We start from the raw sequence: 22,532 nt of genomic DNA, 5'->3' as shown, positions 1-22,532 counted from the left end.
TCCTCAGGCGGCGAGCGTGCGGCCTGTGTGCGTATGCAGGACGAGGCTGCGCCCGACGGAAAACCATTGCCGCTGCTCCTCGTCGATCGCGGCCGCGGTAAGCGGCAACTGCTTGAGCCAGCCCTCCTTCGCCGTCACGATGAAACCTCGGCCGTCGCGCCGCAGCTGGATCGGAGGTACGCCGCGGCCGTCGCGCGCGCGGTGGATGACGGCCGCCAAGCGCAGGCAGACGATCAGCAGCCAGTCGGGGCTGTCGGGATCGAGCGCCGCCACGCGCTCGAGCTTGCCGCGATGCGCAAGCACGAGGCGCGCGAGCCGCCCCTGGTCCATGCGCGAGAAGCCGGGCATGTCCGCGTTCGCAAGGATGTAGGCGCTGTGCTTGTGATAGCTCGAATGCGCGACCGATATGCCGATCTCGTGTAGCAGGGCCGCCCAGCGCAGGTAACGCAGGTCGGGATGCGCACCCTCACCATGCACGCTTTCGGGAACGAGCCCCGCGAAGAGGTGGGCTGCGGTGTTCGCGACCTCGTCGGCGTGGCGGCGATCCACCCCGTAACGCGCGACGAATGCCGACACCGTGGCGTCGCGCAGGTCGTGGTGGTGATAGCGCCCGAGAAGATCGTACAGCACACCCAGACGCAGCGCACCTTCCGAGAACACCATGCGCTCGACGCCGAATTCCTTGAAGACCGCCGACATGATCGCGAAGCCGCCGAGCAGGACCGGCAGGCGGTCACCCTTGAGCCCGGCAAGCTGCAGGCGGTCGAGGCTGCCCGCGCGCAGCAGGATGGCTTTCAGGCGCTCCATCCCGTCGCGCGTGATGCCGCCTTCGGACAGGCCGTTCTGTTCGAGGATCTCGACCAGCGCCTTGGCCGAACCGCTCGACCCCACGGCCACTTCCCAGCCCACCTCGCGGTACGCGTGGGCGATTGCCTGCAGCTCGCGGCTGGCGGCCATCTCGGCGTCCTTCAGCCCGCGCTTGTCGATTTTTCCATCCGGGAAGTACTGCAGGCTGTAGCTGACGCAGCCCATGTACAGCGATTCGAGCAGGAGGGGCTCGAAGCTCTTGCCAATGATGAATTCGGTGGAGCCGCCGCCGATGTCGACGACGAGCTGCTGGCGGTGCGGGTCGGGCAGCGTGTGGGCGACGCCGACGTAGATGAGCCGGGCTTCCTCGCGGCCGGCGATGACTTCGATCGGCACGCCCAGCGCGGCCTCCGCCTGCACCAGGAAGGCCGGCGCATTCTTCGCCACACGCAGGGTATTCGTCGCCACCGCACGCACGGATTCACCGTCGAAACCGCGCAGGCGTTCGTTGAAGCGCTGCAGTGCGGCCAGACCGCGCTCCCGGGCCGCAGCATCGAGAAGCTTGTTGGGCGACAAGCCGGCCGCGAGGCGCACCGCTTCCTTGAGCCCGTCGAGCGGATAGATCTGGTCGTTGACGATCCTCCCGACCTGTAGCCGGAAACTGTTGGATCCGAGATCGATCGCGGCGATCAGCTCGTGCATCATGGATAGTGGCGAAGGCGACGGCTACGGGGCAAGAGGGCATTCTATCACCCCACACGGAAGTCGCCCCGCACTGGGGTTTGCGGCAAGCTCGACCGACAGAGCGCCGTTCATGCCGATTGCACTGCGTCATGATTCCGCAACACAAATGTCACATAATTGTCGGACCAATTTCGCGCGAAAAATCCACGGCAATGCACAGGCCAGCCCGTCAGCAACAATTCCCCACCGACCACTTCATCAACCGCGAATTGTCGCTCCTTCAATTCCAGCGCAGGGTGCTGGCGCAGGCGGCTGACAAGACGGTGCCGCTGCTCGAGCGGCTGCGCTTCCTGTGCATCGTGTCGAGCAACCTCGACGAGTTCTTCGAGATTCGCGTGTCGGGAATCAAGGAGCAAATCCGGCTAGGCAGCCGTGCCCCTGGCACCGACGGCCTGCTGCCAAACGAGTTGCTCGACCGCGTGAGCCAGGAAGTCCACGCGCTGATCGCCGAGCAATATTCCCTGCTGAACGACGACATCCTGCCGGCGCTGGAAGCGCAGGGCATCGTGTTCCTGCGCCGCAGCCTGTGGAGCGACGCGCAGGGGGCATGGGTGCGCGACTACTTCATGCGCGAAGTGATGCCCGTGCTCACCCCCATCGGGCTGGACCAGGCGCATCCGTTCCCGCGCGTATTGAACAAGAGCCTGAATTTCGCCGTCGAGCTGGAAGGCCTGGACGCCTTCGGCCGCGACTCGGGCGCGGCGATCGTACAGGCGCCGCGTGCGCTGCCGCGCGTGATCCGCCTGCCCTCGGAGATCTGCGAGCACGAGTACAGCTTCGTGTTCCTGTCCTCCGTTCTGCACCGCCACGTCGGCGAGCTTTTCTCGGGCATGCACGTCAACGGCTGCTACCAGTTCCGAGTGACGCGCAACTCGGACCTCTTCGTCGACGAGGAAGAGGTGAAGGATCTGCGCGCCTCGCTGAAGGGCGAACTGCAGCAGCGCCATTTCGGCGATGCGGTGCGCCTGGAAGTGGCGGACAACTGCTCGGAGGAGATGGCCGCCTTCCTGCTGCAGCATTTCCGCCTCACGCCGAAGGAGCTGTATCGCACGCCGGGGATCGTGAACCTGGTGCGCCTGATGCAGGTGCCGGACTGGGTGAACCGTCCGGACCTGAACTACCCGCCCTTCCAGCCGCGCCTGCCCAAGGCGCTGGAACAGCGCGTCGAGATCTTCGACGCGATCCGGCGCCAGGACATCCTGCTGCACCATCCGTTCCAGAGTTTCAGCCCCGTGATCGAGCTGCTGCGGGCGGCGGCGGACGATCCGCAGGTGCTCGCGATCAAGATGACGGTGTACCGCACGGGCACCGACTCGGTGCTGATGGACCATCTCGTCCGCGCGGCACAGAAAGGCAAGGAAGTGACCGTCGTGCTGGAACTGCGTGCCCGCTTCGACGAGGAGGCCAACATCTCCTGGGCGAACAAGCTCGAGGAGGTGGGTGCTCACGTCGTGTACGGCGTGTTCGGCTACAAGACCCATGCGAAGCTGCTGATGCTGGTGCGGCGCGAGGAAGGTGCGCTGCGCCGCTACGTGCACCTGGGCACCGGTAACTACCACCCGCGCACGACGCGCTTCTACACCGATTTCGGGCTCCTCACCTGCAACGAGGAGATCGGCCAGGACGTCGCCGAGGTCTTCAAGCAACTGACCGGCCTGGGGCAGGCATCCACCCTGAAGCATCTCTGGCAGGCGCCTTTCTCCCTGCAACGCAACGTGGTCGAGGCGATCAAGGCCGAAGCTGAGATCGCGCGCCAGGGCGGACGCGCACAGATCATGGCGAAGATGAACGCGCTGCTCGAACCGGAAACGATCGAGGCGCTCTACGCGGCGTCGCAGGCCGGCGTCGAGATCGATCTCATCGTGCGCGGTCCGTGCGCGCTACGACCAGGTGTTGCGGGCCTTTCGGACAACATCCGCGTGCGCTCCATTGTCGGTCGCTTCCTCGAACACCACCGCATTTTCTATTTCCGCTCGGGTGGCGAGGATAAAGTCTATCTATCCAGCGCGGACTGGATGGACCGCAACTTCTTCGGCCGCATCGAGATCGCCTTCCCGGTGCTCGACCCACGCCTCAAGCGGCGCGTGATCAAGGAGGGCCTGCGCGCCTACCTCGGCGACAACTGCCAGGCGTGGGAAATGCTGGAAGATGGCCGCTACCGGCACAAGACGCCACGCGGCGTGCATCGCGCGGCACAGATCATTCTGCTGGCGGAGCTCGCAAAGGGCGACTGAAGGCCGGCACCCCCGCCGGCCGACATGCCTGCTTCAGGCGTCTGCGCCCGCTGCCGCGCCCCAGCGCGCGAGCCACTCGTCGGCGGGCGCCGGGCGGCCGAAAAGATAACCCTGATGAACGACCTGGCCGCGGCTGTTGAGGAACTCGGCCTGCTCGGCCGTTTCCACCCCTTCCGCGACCACTTTCAGCTGCAGCTGGCATGCAACCGCGAGGATGGTTTCCACCAACGCGGCATCGCTGGGGTCGTGCGGCGCATCCTGCACGAAGGTCTTGTCGATCTTGAGTTCGTCGATGGGCAAGCGCTTCAGGTAGGCGAGCGAGGAGTAGCCGGTGCCGAAATCGTCAATTGAGAAGCGGATACCCAGGGCGGACAATTCGTGCATCTTCGCGACCACGTCGCTTACGTTGTCGATGATCAAACCCTCGGTAATCTCGAGCGTGAGCCGCGCGGGAGGCGCACCGGTACGGTCGAGCACGCTTCGCACCCAGGAGCTGAACTCGGGTTTGCGGAAATGCCGCGGACTGATATTCACGGATAGCGCGAGGGGCTGACCGGCCGCTTCCGCGACCGCCACCAGCCGGCAGGCCTCGTTCATTACCCAGACACCCAGTTCGACGATGAGATCGGACTCCTCGGCGACCGGCACGAAGGCACCCGGCGGAACCAGACCGCGTTCCGGATGCTGCCAGCGCACCAGCGCCTCCGCCCCCACCACGTCGCCCGCCGCACTGAACTGCGGCTGGAGGAATAGTCGAAGCTCGCCGCGCGGAATGCCGGCACGCAACTCGCGCTCTATGCGGAAGCTCTCGGCGGCGGACTTTCCCATGCTGGCCTCGAAGAAGGCGGGGTGACCGCCGCCGCCCTGCTTGGCGCGATGCAGGGCCGTCGTGGCGCGACGGAGGATTTCGCTCGCCGTGTCGCTATCCTCCTCGGGGAACAGCGTGATGCCTATGCTGCCGGTGATGCGCACGGTCTCGCCGCCAAGCTCGAACGGGGTCTCGAGCGCCGACTGGATCTTGCGGGCGACCTGCAGCGCATGCCGGCTCGCGGCCTCGGCCGTGCGGTCGACCACGGGCAGCATCAGGGCAAACTCGTCGCCGGCCATGCGCGCCACGGTGTCGCCTTCGCGCACGACCTCGCGCAGCCTCGCGGCAACGGCCTTCAGCAGCGCATCGCCGAGTACGCTGCCACGTGCGTCATTGACGACCTGGAAGCGGTCGATGTTGAACAGCAGCAGGGCCTCCCGATAACCTTGGTGCTGACGCGAAGCGAGAACCTGCGTGAGGCGGTCGATCAGCAGGCTGCGGTTGGGCAGGCCGGTCAGCTCGTCGTAGAAGGCGAGATGATGGATGCGCTCGGCCGCCTGCTTGCGCTCGGTAATGTCTTGCTGGATTGCGAGGTAATGGTTGACCATGCCGCCGGTCTCGCGCACAGGCGCGATGATCGAGTACTCGATGATCTCGCTGCCGTCGCGGCGCAGGTTCACGATCTCGCCCTGCCAGATTTCGCCGCGCTGAAGCGTCTGCCACATCTCGCGGAAAGTCGCGTTCGAGGTCTTGCCCGACTTGAAGATGCGCGGATTGCGTCCCAACACCTCCTCACGGGAAAAACCCGTGATGCGGACCAGTGCGTCGTTAACGTACTTGATGGTTCCGGCCGGGTCGGTGATGAAGATGCATTCCGGGCTCTGCTCGACGGCGAGGGACAACTTGCGCAGTTCTTCGTCGGCGAGCTTGCGCGCAGTGACGTCCTGGACCGTGCCGATGGCGCCCAGAAGCTTGCCGTCCGCGTCGAGGCGCAGATCTGCGCGCTCCTGCAGCCACACGATTCCGCCGTTGCGCAAGATGCGGTGTTCCACGTCGTAGGGGGCCCCCTTCAGCGCGGCCTGCCAGGCCCGGTCGATCGCATCCCGGTCGTCGGGATGTATGCACTGCAGGAAATCCTCGTATCGGACGGGCGTCCCGGGGCGGACGCCGAAGAGCCGGTAGGTCTCGTCCGACCACAGAAGCGAATCGCTCCGCACGTCGAAATTCCAGCTGCCTATCCGTGCAACCGACTGCGCCTGCGAGAGATTTGCTGCGAGGCGCTGGCTCTCCTGCTGGGCACGGGCAAGGTGGCGGTTTGTCCGGACAAGGCGGAAGGTCGCGAACGCGGCGAGCGCGAAGCCCGCCAACAGCGCTGCTACGGCATACGGCTTCCACCGCCGCCAGACGTCGACGAGGGTGAATTCGGGCGCCCGGTCGAAGGGCGGCAGGCGCAATTCGCGCAGCAGATCGTCTACGGGCCGGTAATCGCCCGGGATCGTGAAACCGGAAATCCGCAGCGCGTCCGCGACTTCGCGGTCGTGGGGCATGGACAGCAGCGCGGCGGTGACGCGCCGCGCGAGATCATGGGGCACCTGTGGCATTGCGACGACGGGCCATTCCGGATACAGGCGCGTGCTCACCGGAAACGGGTACCCGGGATAGTGACGCGTGCCGATGAGTTTGAGCCGCGCCGGGTCGAGCCGTCCCTGGAGGGCGAGCGATTCGATGAGACCGGAGCGGACGAAGCCGACATCGGCGCTCCCGTCCAGCACTGCATCGATGGCCCTATTCTGCGGTTGTCCCGTCTCGACGAGGAGCTGCTCCTGCGGCGGCCGCACGCCCGCGCGCAGCAACTCCGCCACCTGCATCTGGTAGGCGCCGAAGGCGGCGCGCCCCGCCGTCGCGACGCGCGCGCGGCCGACATCATCGAAGGAGTCGATATCGGAGCGGTCGGCACGGGTGAAGATGACACCGCCGAAGGCGCTGACAGGCACGCCGTCCTCCTTGTTCACCAACGTGACGAGCGGCGAGGACAGGTGGTGCTCGTACGTGAGTTGCACGTAGAGCGCCGGATTGACGAGGACGAAGTCAATCCGCCCCTCCGCCAGCGTCGCGACAAGTTCGTCGAGGTGATGCACGCGCAGAACGAAGCGCGCACCCTGGACGGTGCCATTCAGGTAATCGACGAGCGGTTGCCAGCGCGCATGGGTTTCCTGCAGCGGGCTGAAGGACAGGACCGCGAACTCCACGGCATCGTCCGCAGAGCCTCCCGCAGGCGCCTTCTGCGCGCGCGGGAGGCCCGGGTGGAGCACGGTGAACGCGGCCGCAAGGAAGAGCAAGAACCGGGCGAGCAACTTCGCCACGCTCGCATGCAGCCTGTCCGGGCGGCACCAGTCCACTGAGTTCATGATCAGGCGCTCTGCATCAGGACCACACCACGCTCCCTGCACCTTCCGCGGAACCGCGCATCACTTGCGCTGTACGTCGATCACGTCGCGCACTTCGCGGATGAGCGCCATCGCGCGCTGCACCTGCGCGACGCTATGGACCTCCATGGTGAAGCGCATGAACGCCGTCCCCTTCTTCGTGATCGTATTCACCGCAATGACATTGAGCTTCTCGCGCGACAAGACCTCGGAGATATCCCGGAGCAGGCCCTGCCGGTCTGCTGCCTGTACGACCACATCGACCGGGAACACCGATTCGCGGCTGTTGAAGGCCTGTTCGCCCCAGTCCGCCTTGATGACACGCTCCGGATGATCGCGCATCAGGCGCAGGAAATCGGGACAATCGATGCGGTGGATGGAAACACCACGGCCGCGCGTGACGAATCCTTCGATGGCATCCGGCGGCGCGGGCTTGCAGCAGCGGCCGAGCGAGGTCATGAGCTTGCCCACGCCGACGACCAGCACCTTGTCGTTGGACTCGTCGGTGTGGCGCCGGCCGATGACGATCTCGGGTTCCGGCGTCGGTGCTTCGGGCGCCTCGCCCTCGCGTAGCGCCATCTGCACCGAGCGCGCGCCCACTTCCCCGCGCCCCGCGGCCAGATACATGGACTCCGCGTTCTTGAACCCCAGCCTGCCCGCAAGCTCGTCGATGTTGGCACGCGACTGACGCTCGCGCTGCAGTTCGCGCGCGACGAAGCTGCGCCCGCGCGCGAGCAGTTCTTCCTCTTCCTGCTGGCTGAAGAACTGGCGGATCTTGTTGCGCGCGCGGCTGGTGGCGACGTAATGCTGCGTCGGGTTCAACCAGTCGCGCGAGGGGCCGCCTTCCTTGGCGGCGGTGATCTCGACGGTCTGACCGTTCTCGAGCTGCGTGTTGAGCGTGACGAGGTGGCCATCCACCTTGGCGCCGCGGCAGCGGTGGCCGAGGTCGGTGTGCAGGCGGTAGGCGAAGTCGATCGGCGTGGCGCCGCGCGGCAAGTCCACGACCTTGCCCTGCGGTGTGAGCACGTAGATCGCATCGTCGAGCGAGGCACGCTTGAACTTCTCCACCCAGTCGGCCGAGTCGGTAACCTCATCGCGCCACGACAGCAGGCTGCGCAGCAGCGCGATCTTCTCGTCGTAATCGCTGCCGTGATTCTTGCTGCCTTCCTTGTAGCGCCAGTGCGCGGCGACGCCGAGCTCGGCGTGGCGATGCATCTCGTAAGTGCGGATCTGCACTTCGAGCGCCCGCCCGTCGCCTGCCAGGACCGCGGTGTGCAGGGACTGGTAGTTGTTGCCCTTGGGGTTCGTGATGTAGTCGTCGAACTCCTGGCCGATGGGCTGCCACAGCTGGTTCACGATGCCGAGCACGGTATAGCAGTCGCGCACGCTGTCGACCAGCACACGCAGCGCGCGAATGTCGTACACCTGCGAGAAGTCGAGCCGCTTGGCACGCATCTTGTTGTAGATGCTGTAGATGTGCTTGGGCCGGCCATAGACCTCGGCCTTGATGCCCACCGCTGCGATCTCCTTCTGCAGGCGCTCGATCGACGACTGGATGAACTCCTCGCGCTCGACCCGGCGCTCGTCGAGCATCTTGGCGATGCGCTTGTAGGTTTCCGGCTCGAGGAAGCGGAAGGAAAGGTCCTCGAGCTCCCACTTGAGCTGCCACACGCCGAGGCGGTTCGCCAACGGCGCGTAGATGTCGAGGCTTTCGCGCGCGACGTCCGCCCGGACGTCGACCTTGTGCTCGGTGAAATAGCGCAGCGTCTGCGTACGCGACGCGAGCCGCAGCAGCACAACGCGGATGTCCTCGACCATCGCGAGCAGCATCTTGCGCAGGACTTCGGTCTGGGCCCGGATCTCCGGAGCGGTCGCCGTGGCGGTCATGCGCGTGAGCAGGCGCAGGCCGTTCAGGCGACGCAGTCCATCGACAAGGAGGGCGGCGGGCTCGCCGAACTTTTCCGCGATCCTGTCGGTGGCGTCCTCGATGTAGTCCCCGACGGCGAACAGTATCGCGGCGACCCGCGTCTCCACGTCGAGACGCAGCGAGGCCACGATCAGGGCCATGCCGATCGCGTGGGTCCAGACGGATTCGCCGGTACCGAGGAAATGTCCTTCATAGACGCCCTCGGCCAGGGCAACGGCGTCGACAATGGCCGCGCGCTCCTCCGTGCTCAGCCCTTCGGCGAGCAGGTCGATGGGGGCTGCGGACTCGGACTGGGAGATTGCATGCGTGACGGAAACCATGGACGGATTATCCCATACGGTGCCCCCAACACGGCGCGGAGCACGCCACACCCGCGTGTTGTGAGATCATCTGCGGCCCGACGGATGCACCCCACGGCCGAGCCTCCACTCGCCCCGGGCGCGCACGCATAATGAAAAAAGCCTTCGCCAACCCCTACCTCCTGCTCACCCTAACCGTACTGTTCTGGTCCGGCAACATGATCGTCGGCCGCGGCCTGCACGGCGCGGTCCCGCCGCTGGCGCTGGCCTTCTGGCGCTGGACAATCGCGCTCGCCCTGATGCTCCCTTTCGCACTGCCGCATCTGCGCAGCCAGTGGCCGCAGCTGCGGGCGCGCTGGCCGACGGTCGTGTTCCTGGGCCTCGTCGGCGTCGGCGGCTACAACACCTTCGCCTACATCGCGCTCCAGTACACGACCGCAACGAACGCGACGCTGCTCAACTCCTTCACGCCCATCGCGACGATCGTGCTGGCCTTCCTGCTCCTCGGCAAGCGCCTCGGCCGGCTGGACGTGCTGGCGATCGTGCTGTCGTTTGCGGGCGTCATGACGATCGTGAGCCGCGGCAGCATCGAAATCCTGCTCGGGCTGAGCCTCAACCTCGGCGATCTGTGGATGCTGCTCGCGGTCCTGACCTGGGGCATCTACACCGTCGGGCTGCAGCGACGCCCCGCGGGAGTGGATCCGATGCTGCTGCTCGCCGCCTTCACACTGGTCGGCCTCCTGCCGCTGATCCCCGCCTTTCTGTGGGAAATCGCCTCGGGAAAGACGATCGCTGTCAGCACCGCGTCGATTGCCGGCATCCTCTACACGGGCATCTTCCCGGGCTTCCTCGGCTATGTGTTCTACAACGCCGCCGTGGCGGCCGTCGGCCCGAACCGCGGCGCGCAGTTCATCCATCTGATGCCGGTGTTCACCACCCTGCTGGCAGCGGTCTTTCTCGGCGAGCGGCCGCTGTGGTACCACTTCGCGGGGATCGCCCTGGTGTTTTCCGGCATCCTGCTCGCCACCCGCGGCCCGGGACGCTGAGGCGATGATCGGCATCCTGGAGCGGTTCCGCCGCTGGCGCAGGGCGCGCCGCCTGGATGCGGTGGCGGTTTCCGACGAGATGTGGGCGCGCGCCGAGGCGCGCCTGCCCTTCCTCGATTACCTCGAGGCGGAACACCGCCCGCGGCTGCGCGAGCTGGCGCGCGCCTTCATCGCCGAGAAGCAGTTCTACGGCGCCCACGGCTTCGCGCTGACCGACGAGGTCATCGTCACGATCGCCCTGCAGGCCTGCCTGCCGGTGCTGCGCATCGGGCTGCGCCCCTACCGTGGCTGGGTCGGCGTGATCATCTACCCCGGGGATTTCGTCATCCCGCGCAAGATCATGGACGAGACCGGCGTCGTGCATGAATACGACGACGAGGTGCTGGGCGAAGCCTGGGAAGGCGGGCCGGTGGTGGTGTCATGGCACGACGAGGCCGAAGTGCCGGAACGCGTGAACGTGGTGATCCACGAGTTCGCCCACAAGCTGGACATGGAGAACGGCGAGGTCGACGGCCTGCCCCTGCTGCCCGCGGGGATGTCGCGCAAGGCTTGGGCGGAGGCGTTCTCGGCGGGCTACGAACATTTTTGCCGGCAGGTCGACGCGCATGAGGAGACCGCGCTCGACCCCTACGGCTCCGAGAGTCCGGGCGAGTTCTTCGCGGTGGCGTCGGAAGCCTTCTTCGAGGCCCCATGCCTGTTGCAGGAGGACTTCCCGGCAATCTACCAGCAGTTGCGGCAGTTCTACGGCGCGGACCCCGCGGCCGGCGAGCGGCGCGTGTATGGCGAACCGCCGCAGGACGCGGGCGTCGAATCGCCATGAGGGAAGACCGGATATTCCATTCCGGTTTTCCGGCGTATGTCAGATGTGCTGAAACTCCTTTGCATCCGCGTACTGCAAGCGTTTCGCCAATCGCCGCAAACTTCACAGACGAAATTCGATTGCGATCCCGTGACAGCCGGTCTAAGCTGGAATCGCTGCATCTGCAGCCGCAGCGTGCTGTCCGTTCGACTCGACTCAAATCCCGGAGGACGATTCATGGCGATTACCTGGATTCTGGTTGCCAATGCCAGCCTGGCCAAACTGTACGCGAACCTTGGTCCCAACAAGGGCCTGACGCTGGTTAAGGAGCTGATCCACCCCGAAAGTCGACAGAAGAATTCCGAACTCGTTACCGATCGCGCGGGGGCATCGCCCTCAGCAGGCAACGCATCGGGTTCGAAGCAGGCGCAGACCGCGCCGAAGGTCCACGAGGCCAAGGTCTTTGCGCAGGAGATTGCACAGGAGCTATACAAGGGACGAGCCACGAACGCATTCGGCCGAGCCATCGTCTTCGCACCGCCGGCATTCATGGGAATGCTCAATTCGGTGCTCGACAGCCCGACCGCACAACTGATCACGGATCGCTTCGAAAAGGACTACACCAAGGAACCCGAACCGGTGCTGCGCGAACGCCTCGCGTCCTGCCTGTTCGTCTGATTCCAGCCGATTCTTCGACCGTCTCTCTTCAGGAGACGATGGGACCGTGAAGAGCGGTCCCGAAGAGCAGCGGGGCGCTTGGCGCCCCGCTTTTTTTCACCTGCTCGGTTCGCGCGCGTTCATCTCAATGCCGCCACTGGCGCCCGCTGAAATGCATGCGCTCGGCATTCTCCATTTCCATCATGGTCATGAAGTCGCTGCGGCTCATCTGGATGATTTTCTCGTGGTCGCCGGCCTCGAAGTAGATCTCCTCCTGATCGGCGATGCTTTCATCAACGATCATGCGCATGCCGTAGACGGAACCCAAGGGCGGCACCGCGCCAGCTTCGCAGTCCTCGAACAGCGACGCGAGCTCCGATTCGCTCGCCAGCCGCAATTCGCGATGCATCGCCCGGCTCAGGATGCCGAGCTGCACGTGCTCGGTCGAGGGCAGCACGGCCATCAGGTAGCCGTGGTCGTCTTCGAGGACGACGGATTTCGCGAGACTGTTCGCGGGAATGCGCGCCTGATGCGCGGTATCCATGCTGCTGTGTGAATGGGGATGGTTCAGCACGTCGTAGCGCAGACCGTGCTCCATCATGAACTCGTGGACTTTCGACGGGATTGCCATGGCAGTCTCTCCTGGTCATCAGGTGCGGGCAATTCTTGTGCGTCGCCCTTGGCAATGTGGGGATACGAAACCCTCCCTGCGGCGCCCCTTGCGCATTCGCCGACGATATATTCTAGGCTGCCGGCGACGAGCCTGCCGGCCCCTCCTCGCCTCGGGCTCGGTCCCGCATTCCGCCCACGCCGGGCCAGCTTGCGACAACGGTGTATTGCGCCCCCTCGACGCGCAGATCTGACTCGACCAGCACGAATTCGCGCACCGGCCAGTCGATCGGAGGATCGAGTTCGTCCGCAGGAAACTCACCGCGTGCGTTGCGCAGCAGCGTGACGTGCGCGGCGAACTTGCGCCGTTCGACCGGAAAACCACCCGCGGCGAGCGCCGCGTTGAGCTGGCTTACCAGCGATTCCAGCTCCGCAGGCACCTCGGTCGCTCCTGCCCACACGATGTGATTGTGGCGCCAACCGACGATGCGATCGAGCCGGAGCGTGAATGGCGCGAACACGACCTTGTCGGCCGCCGCGCGCAACGCGTCGAGGCGCTCGCGCGCAATGTCGCCGATGAAGGCGAGCGTCAGGTGCAGGGTGTCGCGGCGCATGCGCCGGCCGCCGGAAGTTGCGTGCGCACGCTCGCCCTCCCTGTGCAGCCGGCGTGACATCACCGCGGCGGGCCAGAGGGCGAAAAACACCCGTGCGCGTTGCGGCGCGCCGGATGCGGGCTCAGCCGGCCGCGTCATCCCGCACGAGCAGCGCCACGACCTGGGCGGCGATGCCCTCGCCGCGTCCGGTAAAGCCGAGCTTCTCGGTGGTCTTGCCCTTGATGTTCACCGCTGCATCCTCGATTCCCAGATCAGCGGCAATGTTCGCGACCATCGCCGGGGCATGGGGCAGGATCCGCGGCGCGCGGCAGATCACCGTGGCATCGACGTTGACGACCGCGTAACCGGCCTTGCGCACGACGGCAAAAGCCTCGCGCAGCAGCACGCGGCTATCCGCGCCGGCGTGCTGCGGGTCGGTATCGGGGAACAGGCGCCCGATGTCGCCCAGGCCGGCCGCACCGAGCAACGCATCGGTCAGCGCATGCAGCAGCACGTCGGCGTCGGAATGGCCAAGCAATCCGCGCTCGTAGGGAATCGTGACGCCGCCCACGATGAGCGGGCGTCCCGGCACCAGGGCATGCACGTCGAAGCCCTGGCCGATGCGGAAAGGTACTTTCATGTCAGCGTGAATCCCTGTTCGTGAGGATCCACTCGGCCAGGTGCAGGTCGAGCGGATAGGTGACCTTGAGATTGGTGGCGTCGCCCTCGATCAGCCGCGGGCGCAGGCCAGCGGCCTCGATCGCGCTCGCCTCGTCGGTGACGTTGCTCGCGGCCTCCAACGCCCGTCGCAGCATCACGTAGCGGAACATCTGTGGAGTCTGGGCCTGCCACAGGCTGTCGCGCGGCACGGTCTCGAGTACGTGGCGGTGGGCATCCGCACGTTTTAGCGTGTCGGCGACGGGAACCGCAAGGATGCCGCCGACCTCGTCGTGCGCCAGTTCGCGGATGAGCTTTTCGATGTGCCAGCGGGCGAGACAGGGGCGCGCGGCATCGTGCACGAGCACCCAGTCCGACTGCTCCGCCTCGCGCACGATTGCGCGCAAACCGCCGAGGACGCTGTCTGCGCGCGTGGCGCCGCCGCAGAACAACGGCACCAGCTTTGGGTCGAGGTCGGACCAGTCGTGGCGCTTCCATTCCGCGTCGCCCACCGACAGCACGACGAAGACCTTGTCGATCTGAGGCGTCGCGCACAGCACTTCGAGCGAATGGCGAATAAGCGGCTTGCCGAGCAGCTCGAGGTACTGCTTTGGCTGCGATGCGCCCATGCGGCTGCCGCTGCCGGCAGCCGGGACGATCGCGAAATGGCGTGGATGAAATTTCTGCATGGCGCGGATTCTAACCGCGCCGCGCCGCACCCGGCGAAACTCCGCCCGCCGCGTGCGTGCCGGCTGCGATTGGAATACAGTGGCAATATGTAACGAAAGACGCGGCCGCCCCCTGAACCCGCACGGAATGTGCGAAAGGAGAGCCCAGGTGCCTTTTGCCAAACCGGTCGATCTCGCGCAGATCGAGGCCTTTCTGATCGCGATCGGCATCGGTCTGCTGATCGGCTTCGAACGCGAACGCGTCGCATCTGCGCGGGCCGGCGTACGCACCTTCGGTCTCGTCGGACTGCTGGGCGCGCTGGCCGGCATGCTCGGCGACCACCTCGCCTCCATCGCGCCGGTCGTCGTCGGCATGGCGATCATCGGCGCGATGATCATCGCCGCCTACCTACGCCACCCCGACCCGGTCGATCCGGGAACGACCTCAGTGGCCGCGCTGCTGGTGTGCTACTGCCTGGGTGTCGCCGTCTGGCTCGGGCATGCGATGGTGGCGGTGATCCTGTCGGTGGCGACGACCATCCTGCTTTACTTCAAGACCGAACTGCGAGGCGTGGCGACGCGGCTCGAGGCAAAGGAATGGATCTCGATCTTCCAGTTCGCCGTCCTGTCGCTGGTCATCCTACCCTTCCTCCCGGACGAGACTTTCGACCCGTACAACGCCGTGAACCCCCGCCAGGTGTGGTGGATGGTGGTGCTGATCTCGGGCCTGAGCCTCGCCGGCTACGCGACGCTGCGCCTGGTGGGTGCGCGCTACGGCGCGGCCTTCGTCGGCATCGCCGGCGGTCTCGCATCGAGCACCGCCACGACGCTGATCTATGCGCGCAATGCGCGTGAAACCCCGCCCTCCGCACCGATGGCGGCGCTCGTCATCGTGCTCGCGAATCTGGTGATGATGGCCCGCGTCGTGATGATCGCCGCGGTGGTGGCTCCGGGTGTGATGAAGTCGCTGGCGCTGGCGATCACCCCTGCCCTGCTCCTCGGCGCACTCAGCCTGTTCTGGTATTGGCGCGAACAGACGAGCGGCCAGGCCTTCATGCCGGAGACGCGCAACCCGACCGAACTGCGCGCCGCGCTCGGCTTCGGCGCGGTGTACGCCGTCGTCCTGTTCATCTCCGCCTGGCTCTCGGAGATCACGGGCAAGCAGGGGATGTACGCCCTCGCGCTGGTGTCGGGTCTCACCGACTTGGATGCCATCGCGCTATCGAGCATGCGCCTCTTCAACCTCGGCAAACTTGCGCTCGACGTCACGGTGATCGCCATCGGCCTGGCGATGATCGCCAACCTCGTGTTCAAGACCGGCATTGCCGTCGTGGTGGGCGGGCGGCCGCTGGGGATGAAGATTCTCGGCGGCATGGGCGCGGTCGCGGCCGGCCTGGGCGGCGGAATCGCCTGGCTCGCAATGTTTCCGGGCAGCCTATAATTTATCAGCAAACGCTGAACCACGAGTCCGGTCCTGCCACCTTACCCGAAAGGAATTACATGGCCACTGCCTCCATTCGCCCCGCTGCGGTCGCCGGTTACTTCTATCCCGACGATCCACACGTGCTGCAGGCCCAGATCGGCGAAATGCTATCCACCGCCGTCCCGCTGGAAGCGGTGTCCACACCGAAGGCACTCATCGTGCCCCATGCCGGATACGTCTATTCCGGTCCCGTTGCAGCCAGCGCCTACTCGGTGGCGGCGGGACTGCGCGACGTGGTGCGTCGCGTGGTGATGCTGGGGCCGGCCCACCGCGTGCCGGTCGCATCCTTCGCACTGCCGGCCGCGCAGGTGTTTTCCACGCCGCTCGGCTCGGTGCCGGTCAGCCGCACCGACTGGCTCGCCCTGCAGCAGCGCGCCGATGTCGTCGTCGACGACCGCCCGCATGCGCTGGAGCACTGTCTGGAAGTCCAGCTCCCCTTCCTGCAAACCATCCTCGACGCCTTCGAGATCGTTCCCCTGCTGGTGGGCGGCGCCAGCGGCGAACAGGTGGCGGAGATCCTTGACGCGCTGTGGGGCGGGCCGGAAACGCTGATCGTCATCAGCTCGGACCTGTCGCACTATCAGCCCTATGCGCAAGCCTGCTGCACCGATCGCAGTTCGGTCGACCAGATCCTCAAGCTGCGCACGGGCCTCGACCACGAACAGGCGTGCGGCGCGACACCGATCAACGGCCTGCTGCGTGTCGCGGCTCGTCACGGTGTGGAACCGCACCTCCTCGACCTGCGCAACTCCGGCGACACGGCGGGTGATCGATCGCGCGTGGTCGGTTACACCAGCATCGCCTTTTGCGAATCATCCAGCCATGCCGCTTCCGCCCGACACTGAACTCGGCCAGATCCTGCTCGCGCGTGCGCGTCACGCGATCGCGCACGAACTTGGTGCCGAAAGGTGCCCCCCCAACGGCGACCCGCGGCTGGGGGAAAGAGGGGCAACCTTCGTGACGATCAAGCGCGGAGGCGATTTGCGCGGCTGCATCGGCAGCGTGCGCGCGCAACGATCGCTGGGCGAAGATGTCGTAATCAATGCGGTAGGCGCCGCGACGCGGGATCCGCGATTCCCGCCGATGTCGCGCGACGAGCTCGACAAGGTCGACATCGAGGTTTCGCTCCTGTCGTCGCCCGAGTTCGTCGAGTTCGCCGACGAGAGCGACCTGATGGGCAAGCTGCGTCCCGGCGTCGATGGGGTTTTGCTGTTTTCCGGCTGTCGCAGCGCGACCTTCCTGCCGCAGGTATGGGAGCAGCTCCCGGAACCACAGATGTTCCTCGCGGCACTCAAGCAGAAGGCCGGCCTTGCACCGGATCGCCCCGCGCCGAACCTGATGGCGGCGACCTACACGGTGCGCAAGTGGAAGGAGCGGTGAGATGAACTACCCTGGACGCTACTGGCATCTGCTTGACGACGGCCGCATCCAGTGCGACCTGTGTCCGCGTTACTGCCGGCTGCATGCCGACCAGCGCGGCGCCTGCTTCGTCCGCATGCGCGAGGGCGACGCGATCGTCCTCACGACCTACGGCAGGAGTTCCGGCTTCTGCATCGATCCAATCGAGAAGAAACCGCTCAACCACTTCTACCCCGGCACGAGCGTCTTCTCGTTCGGGACGGCCGGCTGCAACCTCGCGTGCAAGTTCTGCCAGAACTGGGACATCTCCAAGTCGCGCGATATGGACCAGTTGATGGACGCGGCCTCGCCCGAGGAAATTGCCCGCACGGCCGCTGACTGGGGCTGCGCCAGCGTTGCCTTCACCTACAACGACCCGGTGATCTTTGCCGAATACGCGATCGACACCGCCAAGGCGTGCCACGAACTCGGGCTAAAGACCGTCGCCGTCACCGCAGGCTACATCACCGAACTCGCGCGGCCCGATTTCTACGCCCACATGGACGCCGCCAACGTCGACCTCAAGGCCTTCACGGACGATTTCTACGTCAAGGAGTGCGGCGCACATCTGCAGCCGGTGCTCGACACGCTCAAGTGGCTGGTGCACGACAGCGATGTCTGGGTGGAGATCACGACGCTGCTGATTCCGGGGCTCAACGACTCGGAAGACGAGATTCGCGCGCTGTCGCAGTGGGTCGCGAAGGAGCTGGGCAGTGAAGTACCGCTGCATTTTTCCGCCTTCCATCCCGACTACAAGCTCACCGACATTCCGCCCACCCCGCCTGCGACGCTGACACGCGCCCGCCGCATCGCGCTCGCGGAGGGGCTGAAGCACGTCTACACCGGCAACGTGCATGACCGCGAAGGCGGCGTCACGCACTGCACGCACTGCGGCGCGGCGGTCATCGAGCGCGACTGGTACGAGATCCTCGATTACGCCCTCGACGACAAGGGCGCCTGCCGCAAGTGCGGCACGGCACTCGCGGGCCGCTTCGGTCACTATTCAACGCCCTTCGGTTCGCGCCGCATTCCGGTCGCCATCCATCGCCAGCCCGCCACCCCCGCCAGAACCTGATCCGGACTCGCCCGACCGTGAAACTGCGAACCACTGACATCAGCATCCCCTTCGAGCACATCTGGCTCAGCGGCGAACTGGTCCATGCGCCCGACGTGGCCGGCCTCGCGGTCGTGCTGCGACCGGCCGGCAGCCCGTTCGCGCAGTCGCGCGACCTGCGCGTGGCGCGCGAGCTGCAGCGAGCCGGTTTTGCGACCCTGCTCATCAACCTGCTCACCGCCTACGAGGAAACGCGCGACCCGGACGCCCGCTTCAACGTGCCGCAGATGGCGAACCGGGTGGTGGCCGTGCTCGAATGGATCGACCATCAGCCGCCGCTCGCCGGACTGGGGGTGGGACTGGTCGCCTCGGACACCGCAAGCGGGGCAGCGATTCGTGCTGGATGGAAGGCTGCCGACCGACTCGCGGCGATCGTGTGCCGCGCCGGGCGGCCCGATCTCGCCGGCCTGACGCCGCTCAACACACTCACCGTGCCGCTGCGCATGGTGGTGGGCAGCGACGACCCGCAGGCCGACATGATCCGTCAGGCCGTCGAACACCTGCGCTGCGCGCACGACTGGCACGTGATCGCGGGGGTGTCGGACGGATTCCGCGAACCGGAAGCCATCGAACGCTTCGGCGAACTCGCGGCCGACTGGCTGCGGGAGAAACTACCCGCGCCCGGCCCGGTCGAGCAACGCATTCACGACGGCACCGCCGCTGGAACGGCATCGTGCGGAACGGCAGACCAATCCGCGTCGTCGCATCCCCTATAATTCGCCCCTCGTTTCCCCCTTCCCATACGTCCGTCTGCGGCCCGGCCGCAACAGCCCGATGTCCCGACCGCTCGACGCCCTGATTCCGCAGCTCGCCTCATTCGCCTTTCCGAAACCTGGCGCACGCCTTGACCTCCCAGCACTCGCCGGCTCCGCCGATGCGGTCGCCATCGCGCAGCTCGCCTCCCGCGGGCGCTGCCTGCTGCTGGTCACGGCCAACCCGCTCGACGCCCAGCGGCTGCAGGACGAGATCGCCTGGATCGCGCCGGGCCTGCGCACCCACCTCTTGCCCGACTGGGAAACCCTCCCGTACGAGAGCTTCTCGCCGCACCAGGACCTGATCTCCGAGCGGCTGTCGACCCTCTACGCGGTGAGCCGCGGCGAGGCCGACATCGTCCTCGTGCCCGCCTCCACGGCGCTGTACCGCATGGCGCCGCCTGCCTTCCTCGCGGCCTACACCTTCTTCCTGAAGCAGGGTGCGAAGCTCGACGTCGACCAACTGCGCAACCAGATGGCGGTCGCCGGCTACACCCACGTCACGCAGGTCGTCAGCCCCGGTGAGTTCTCCGTGCGCGGCGGGCTCGTCGACCTCTACCCGATGGGCGCGGCCCTGCCCTTCCGCATCGACCTCTTCGACGACGAGGTCGAGAGCATCAAGACCTTCGATCCGGACACTCAGCGCACCGTCTACCCGGTGCCCGAGATCCGCATGCTGCCCGCACGCGAATTCCCGATGGACGAGAAGGGACGCACGCACTTCCGCAGCCGCTTCCGCGAGACCTTCGAGGGCGACCCTTCGCGCGTGTCGCTGTACAAGGACGTGTCGAACGGCATCGCGCCGGCGGGCATCGAGTACTTCCTGCCGCTGTTCTTCGACGACACGGCGACGCTGTTCGACTACCTGCCGGCCGATGCCGCGGTGGTCCTGCACCGCGACGTTCCCACCGCGATCGACGAGTTCTGGCGCGACACGCGCTCGCGCTACGACTTCCTCAAGGGCGACCGCACTCGCCCGGTGCTGCCGCCCGAAGCGCTGTTCCTCGGGCAGGAATCCTTCTACGCCGCGCTCAAGGATCGCCCGCGCGTCCAAATCGCCGCGCCCGATGCCGGCGCCGAAGCCGCCGCGGCGGCGGCGCTTCCCGACTTGTCCGTGGAGCGCAAGGCGACCGATCCGCTGCACCGCCTCAAGGCTTTCCTCGAAGGCGACTGGGCCGGGAGCGGCGGTCGGGTGCTGGTGCTGGCCGACGCGCCGGGCCGGCGCGAGACGATCTCGGAGTTCTTCGCCGAGTACGGCCTGAAGCCTGCCGCAAGCGCGGACTTCGCGGGCTTTCTCGCGTCGGCCGAGTCGCTCGCGCTGGGAGTCGGCCCGCTCGCGACCGGCTTCCTGCTGCCCGACGCGAAGATCGCGATCGTCACCGAATCCGAGCTGTACGCCGCGACCACACGCACGCGCGCCCGCCGCGACGCGCGCAAGGCCGCGACGATGGAGGGCTGGCTGCGCGACCTCTCCGAGCTCAGACCGGGCGACCCCGTCGTGCATGAATCGCACGGCATCGGCCGCTACCTCGGCCTGATCCACATGGACCTCGGCGAGGGGCAGACCGAATTCCTCGACCTGGAGTACGCCAACGGCGACAAGCTCTATGTGCCGGTCGCGCAGCTGCACGTGATCTCGCGCTACGCCGGCGCCGACCCGGAGGCGGTCGAACTGCACCGCCTCGGCTCCGGCCAGTGGGACAAGGCCAAGCGCAAGGCCGCCATGCAGGTGCGCGACACCGCGGCCGAGTTGCTGGCCCTGTACGCACAACGCGCGGCCCGCGCCGGCCATCGCTTCGACTTCAAGCAGCACGACCTCGACGCATTCGCCGAAGGCTTCGGCTTCGAGACCACGCCCGACCAACAGGGCGCGATCGACGCCGTCATCGCCGACATGAAGTCCGGCCGCCCGATGGACCGCCTCGTGTGCGGCGACGTCGGCTTCGGCAAGACCGAAGTCGCCCTGCGCGCGGCCTTCATCGCCGTGGCCGACGGCAAGCAGGTCGTCGTGCTGACGCCGACCACGCTGCTGGCCGAGCAGCACTACCAGACCTTCTCCGATCGCTTCGCCGATTTCCCCATCCGCATCGCCGAGCTGTCGCGCTTCAAGAGCGCCAAGGAACAGACCGAAGCCCTCAAGCAGCTCGGCGAAGGCAAGGTGGACATCATCATCGGCACCCATCGCCTGCTGCAGAAGGACGTGCAGTTCAAGCGCCTGGGCCTCGTCATCATCGACGAGGAGCACCGCTTCGGCGTGCGCCAGAAGGAGGCGCTGAAGGCACTCCGGAGCGAGATCGACATCCTGACGCTCACCGCGACGCCGATCCCGCGCACGCTGGGCCTCGCGCTCGAAGGGCTGCGCGAGTTCTCGGTTATCGCGACCGCGCCGCAGAAGCGGCTCGCGATCAAGACCTTCGTGCAGCGCTGGAGCAAGGGCATCGTCCGCGAGGCGGTGCTGCGCGAGTTCAAGCGTGGCGGACAGGTGTACTTCCTGCACAACGAGGTCGAGACCATCGAGAACGTGCGCAACGACCTGGCGGAGCTCTTGCCCGAAGCGCGCATCGTCGTCGGCCATGGCCAGCTACCCGAGCGCGAGCTCGAGCGTGTGATGCGCGACTTCACCTCGCAGCGCGCCAACCTGCTGCTTTGCACGACCATCATCGAAACCGGCATCAACATCCCGACCGCCAACACCATCATCATCAACCGCGCCGACCGCTTCGGCCTCGCGCAGCTGCACCAGCTGCGTGGCCGCGTCGGGCGCAGCCACCACCAGGCCTACGCGTACCTGTTGACCGACGCACATGCGAAGCCGACAACGCAGGCGCAGAAGCGCCTCGAGGCGATCACGATGATGGAGGAGCTGGGTTCCGGTTTCTACCTCGCAATGCACGATCTGGAGATCCGCGGCGCGGGCGAGGTGCTAGGTGAAAACCAGTCCGGCGAGATCCAGCAGGTGGGTTTCAGCCTGTACACCGAGATGCTCAAGCGTGCCGTGCGCGACCTGCAGGCCGGCAAGGAACCGGACCTCAGCCAGCCATTGGAAGTCGTCTCCGAGATCAACCTCCACACGCCCGCGCTGCTGCCCAATGACTACTGCCCCGACGTGCAGGAGCGCCTGACGCTCTACAAGCGACTCGCGAACTGCGAAGCGGAAGACGAACTGCGCAGCCTGCAGGAAGAGCTGATCGACCGCTTTGGCGAGCTCCCGCCACAGACGCAGGCCCTGATCGAATCGCACCGACTGCGCCTGCTGGTGAAGCCTTTCGGTGTCGCGAAGCTCGACGCCAGCGACGCGCAGATCAGCGTGCAGTTCGGCCCCAACCCGCCGATCGACCCGGTCAAGGTCATCATGCTGATCCAGAAGGATCGCAGCACGAAGATGTCCGGCCCCGACCGCCTGATCCGCAAGGCGAGCCTGCCGAACCTCAAGCAGCGCGTGCAGGGCGTCCGGGAGCTGCTGGACGCCGTGAGGGCCTGATCCGCACGGTATCGCGCCCCGGCCTTGCAC

At 66.4% G+C, this 22,532-nt stretch carries 17 protein-coding genes; 10 read left to right on the top strand and 7 right to left on the bottom strand.

Annotated elements, in window-relative coordinates:
• Positions 1-3: 3 nt before the first annotated feature.
• The gene (gene ppx, locus ToN1_RS22285; protein ID WP_169205011.1) at positions 4-1,512 is read right to left on the bottom strand and encodes an exopolyphosphatase; all 1,509 of its coding nucleotides are present in this window, start codon (positions 1,510-1,512) and stop codon (positions 4-6) included.
• A gap of 191 nt (positions 1,513-1,703) precedes the next feature.
• On the opposite strand from ppx, the gene ppk1 reads away from it, so the two are divergent.
• Entirely contained in the window at positions 1,704-3,785 is a 2,082-nt protein-coding gene (ppk1, locus tag ToN1_RS22280) for a polyphosphate kinase 1 (protein ID WP_169205010.1), read from the top strand.
• 33 nt (positions 3,786-3,818) lie between these two features.
• Here ppk1 and ToN1_RS22275 read toward each other — a convergent pair whose 3' ends face one another.
• Both ToN1_RS22275 and ToN1_RS22270 read right to left on the bottom strand, forming a co-directional pair.
• Positions 3,819-7,001, bottom strand: coding sequence for an EAL domain-containing protein (locus ToN1_RS22275; RefSeq protein ID WP_169205009.1), 3,183 nt, complete (start codon positions 6,999-7,001; stop codon positions 3,819-3,821).
• 60 nt (positions 7,002-7,061) lie between these two features.
• Positions 7,062-9,266, bottom strand: a complete 2,205-nt coding sequence (locus ToN1_RS22270) for a RelA/SpoT family protein (RefSeq protein ID WP_169205008.1) — start codon at positions 9,264-9,266, stop codon at positions 7,062-7,064.
• 131 nt (positions 9,267-9,397) lie between these two features.
• On the opposite strand from ToN1_RS22270, the gene ToN1_RS22265 reads away from it, so the two are divergent.
• The 3 genes from ToN1_RS22265 (at position 9,398) to ToN1_RS22255 (ending at position 11,768) form a co-directional block, all read left to right on the top strand.
• Positions 9,398-10,291, top strand: a complete 894-nt coding sequence (locus tag ToN1_RS22265; RefSeq protein ID WP_169205007.1) for a DMT family transporter — start codon at positions 9,398-9,400, stop codon at positions 10,289-10,291.
• 4 nt (positions 10,292-10,295) lie between these two features.
• Entirely contained in the window at positions 10,296-11,111 is an 816-nt protein-coding gene (locus ToN1_RS22260; protein WP_169205006.1) for a M90 family metallopeptidase, read from the top strand.
• Between the two features lie 216 nt (positions 11,112-11,327).
• Complete coding sequence (locus tag ToN1_RS22255; RefSeq protein WP_169205094.1) at positions 11,328-11,768, top strand: host attachment protein; 441 nt, start codon at positions 11,328-11,330, stop codon at positions 11,766-11,768.
• 124 nt (positions 11,769-11,892) lie between these two features.
• Here ToN1_RS22255 and ToN1_RS22250 read toward each other — a convergent pair whose 3' ends face one another.
• The 4 genes from ToN1_RS22250 to ispD all read right to left on the bottom strand — a co-directional run bounded on the left by ToN1_RS22250 (position 11,893) and on the right by ispD (position 14,295).
• On the bottom strand, positions 11,893-12,378 hold the full coding sequence (locus ToN1_RS22250) for an aminoacyl-tRNA deacylase (RefSeq protein ID WP_169205005.1): 486 nt from the start codon (positions 12,376-12,378) through the stop codon (positions 11,893-11,895).
• 112 nt (positions 12,379-12,490) lie between these two features.
• Positions 12,491-13,030, bottom strand: a complete 540-nt coding sequence (gene thpR / locus ToN1_RS22245; protein WP_244861086.1) for an RNA 2',3'-cyclic phosphodiesterase — start codon at positions 13,028-13,030, stop codon at positions 12,491-12,493.
• 61 nt (positions 13,031-13,091) lie between these two features.
• Positions 13,092-13,589, bottom strand: a complete 498-nt coding sequence (ispF, locus tag ToN1_RS22240) for a 2-C-methyl-D-erythritol 2,4-cyclodiphosphate synthase (protein WP_169205003.1) — start codon at positions 13,587-13,589, stop codon at positions 13,092-13,094.
• A gap of 1 nt (position 13,590) precedes the next feature.
• On the bottom strand, positions 13,591-14,295 hold the full coding sequence (gene ispD / locus ToN1_RS22235) for a 2-C-methyl-D-erythritol 4-phosphate cytidylyltransferase (RefSeq protein ID WP_210147907.1): 705 nt from the start codon (positions 14,293-14,295) through the stop codon (positions 13,591-13,593).
• Positions 14,296-14,443: 148 nt separating this feature from the next.
• On the opposite strand from ispD, the gene ToN1_RS22230 reads away from it, so the two are divergent.
• The 6 genes from ToN1_RS22230 to mfd are packed head-to-tail and all read left to right on the top strand — an operon-like array spanning position 14,444 to position 22,502.
• On the top strand, positions 14,444-15,715 hold the full coding sequence (locus tag ToN1_RS22230) for an MgtC/SapB family protein (protein ID WP_169205002.1): 1,272 nt from the start codon (positions 14,444-14,446) through the stop codon (positions 15,713-15,715).
• 59 nt (positions 15,716-15,774) lie between these two features.
• Positions 15,775-16,602 carry an AmmeMemoRadiSam system protein B gene (amrB, locus tag ToN1_RS22225; RefSeq protein WP_169205001.1) on the top strand — a complete coding sequence of 276 codons (828 nt, stop codon included), beginning with the start codon at positions 15,775-15,777 and terminating at the stop codon, positions 16,600-16,602.
• Positions 16,580-17,137 carry an AmmeMemoRadiSam system protein A gene (amrA, locus tag ToN1_RS22220; RefSeq protein ID WP_169205000.1) on the top strand — a complete coding sequence of 186 codons (558 nt, stop codon included), beginning with the start codon at positions 16,580-16,582 and terminating at the stop codon, positions 17,135-17,137. The genes amrB and amrA overlap by 23 nt, the downstream gene beginning before the upstream one ends.
• 1 nt (position 17,138) lies before the next feature.
• A complete protein-coding gene (gene amrS / locus ToN1_RS22215; protein WP_169204999.1) occupies positions 17,139-18,230 on the top strand; it encodes an AmmeMemoRadiSam system radical SAM enzyme in 1,092 nt (363 codons plus the stop codon).
• 17 nt (positions 18,231-18,247) lie between these two features.
• A complete protein-coding gene (locus ToN1_RS22210) occupies positions 18,248-18,985 on the top strand; it encodes a dienelactone hydrolase family protein (RefSeq protein WP_244860858.1) in 738 nt (245 codons plus the stop codon).
• 58 nt (positions 18,986-19,043) lie between these two features.
• Positions 19,044-22,502, top strand: a complete 3,459-nt coding sequence (mfd, locus tag ToN1_RS22205; RefSeq protein ID WP_169204998.1) for a transcription-repair coupling factor — start codon at positions 19,044-19,046, stop codon at positions 22,500-22,502.
• Positions 22,503-22,532: the final 30 nt, after the last annotated feature.

Source organism: Aromatoleum petrolei, assembly GCF_017894385.1.
GTDB classification, from domain to species: Bacteria; Pseudomonadota; Gammaproteobacteria; order Burkholderiales; family Rhodocyclaceae; genus Aromatoleum; species Aromatoleum petrolei.
This window is presented reverse-complemented; position numbering and strand designations above follow the sequence as displayed.

Excerpts from the sequence above, each read along its gene's own strand:
- ppx (WP_169205011.1), bottom strand. The coding sequence starts at position 1,512 with ATGATGCACGAGCTGATCGCCGCGATCGATCTCGGATCCAACAGTTTC.
- ppk1 (WP_169205010.1), top strand. The coding sequence starts at position 1,704 with ATGCACAGGCCAGCCCGTCAGCAACAATTCCCCACCGACCACTTCATC.
- ToN1_RS22275 (WP_169205009.1), bottom strand. The coding sequence starts at position 7,001 with ATGAACTCAGTGGACTGGTGCCGCCCGGACAGGCTGCATGCGAGCGTG.
- ToN1_RS22270 (WP_169205008.1), bottom strand. The coding sequence starts at position 9,266 with ATGGTTTCCGTCACGCATGCAATCTCCCAGTCCGAGTCCGCAGCCCCC.
- ToN1_RS22265 (WP_169205007.1), top strand. The coding sequence starts at position 9,398 with ATGAAAAAAGCCTTCGCCAACCCCTACCTCCTGCTCACCCTAACCGTA.
- ToN1_RS22260 (WP_169205006.1), top strand. The coding sequence starts at position 10,296 with ATGATCGGCATCCTGGAGCGGTTCCGCCGCTGGCGCAGGGCGCGCCGC.
- ToN1_RS22255 (WP_169205094.1), top strand. The coding sequence starts at position 11,328 with ATGGCGATTACCTGGATTCTGGTTGCCAATGCCAGCCTGGCCAAACTG.
- ToN1_RS22250 (WP_169205005.1), bottom strand. The coding sequence starts at position 12,378 with ATGGCAATCCCGTCGAAAGTCCACGAGTTCATGATGGAGCACGGTCTG.
- thpR (WP_244861086.1), bottom strand. The coding sequence starts at position 13,030 with ATGTCACGCCGGCTGCACAGGGAGGGCGAGCGTGCGCACGCAACTTCC.
- ispF (WP_169205003.1), bottom strand. The coding sequence starts at position 13,589 with ATGAAAGTACCTTTCCGCATCGGCCAGGGCTTCGACGTGCATGCCCTG.
- ispD (WP_210147907.1), bottom strand. The coding sequence starts at position 14,295 with ATGCAGAAATTTCATCCACGCCATTTCGCGATCGTCCCGGCTGCCGGC.
- amrB (WP_169205001.1), top strand. The coding sequence starts at position 15,775 with ATGGCCACTGCCTCCATTCGCCCCGCTGCGGTCGCCGGTTACTTCTAT.
- amrA (WP_169205000.1), top strand. The coding sequence starts at position 16,580 with ATGCCGCTTCCGCCCGACACTGAACTCGGCCAGATCCTGCTCGCGCGT.
- amrS (WP_169204999.1), top strand. The coding sequence starts at position 17,139 with ATGAACTACCCTGGACGCTACTGGCATCTGCTTGACGACGGCCGCATC.
- mfd (WP_169204998.1), top strand. The coding sequence starts at position 19,044 with ATGTCCCGACCGCTCGACGCCCTGATTCCGCAGCTCGCCTCATTCGCC.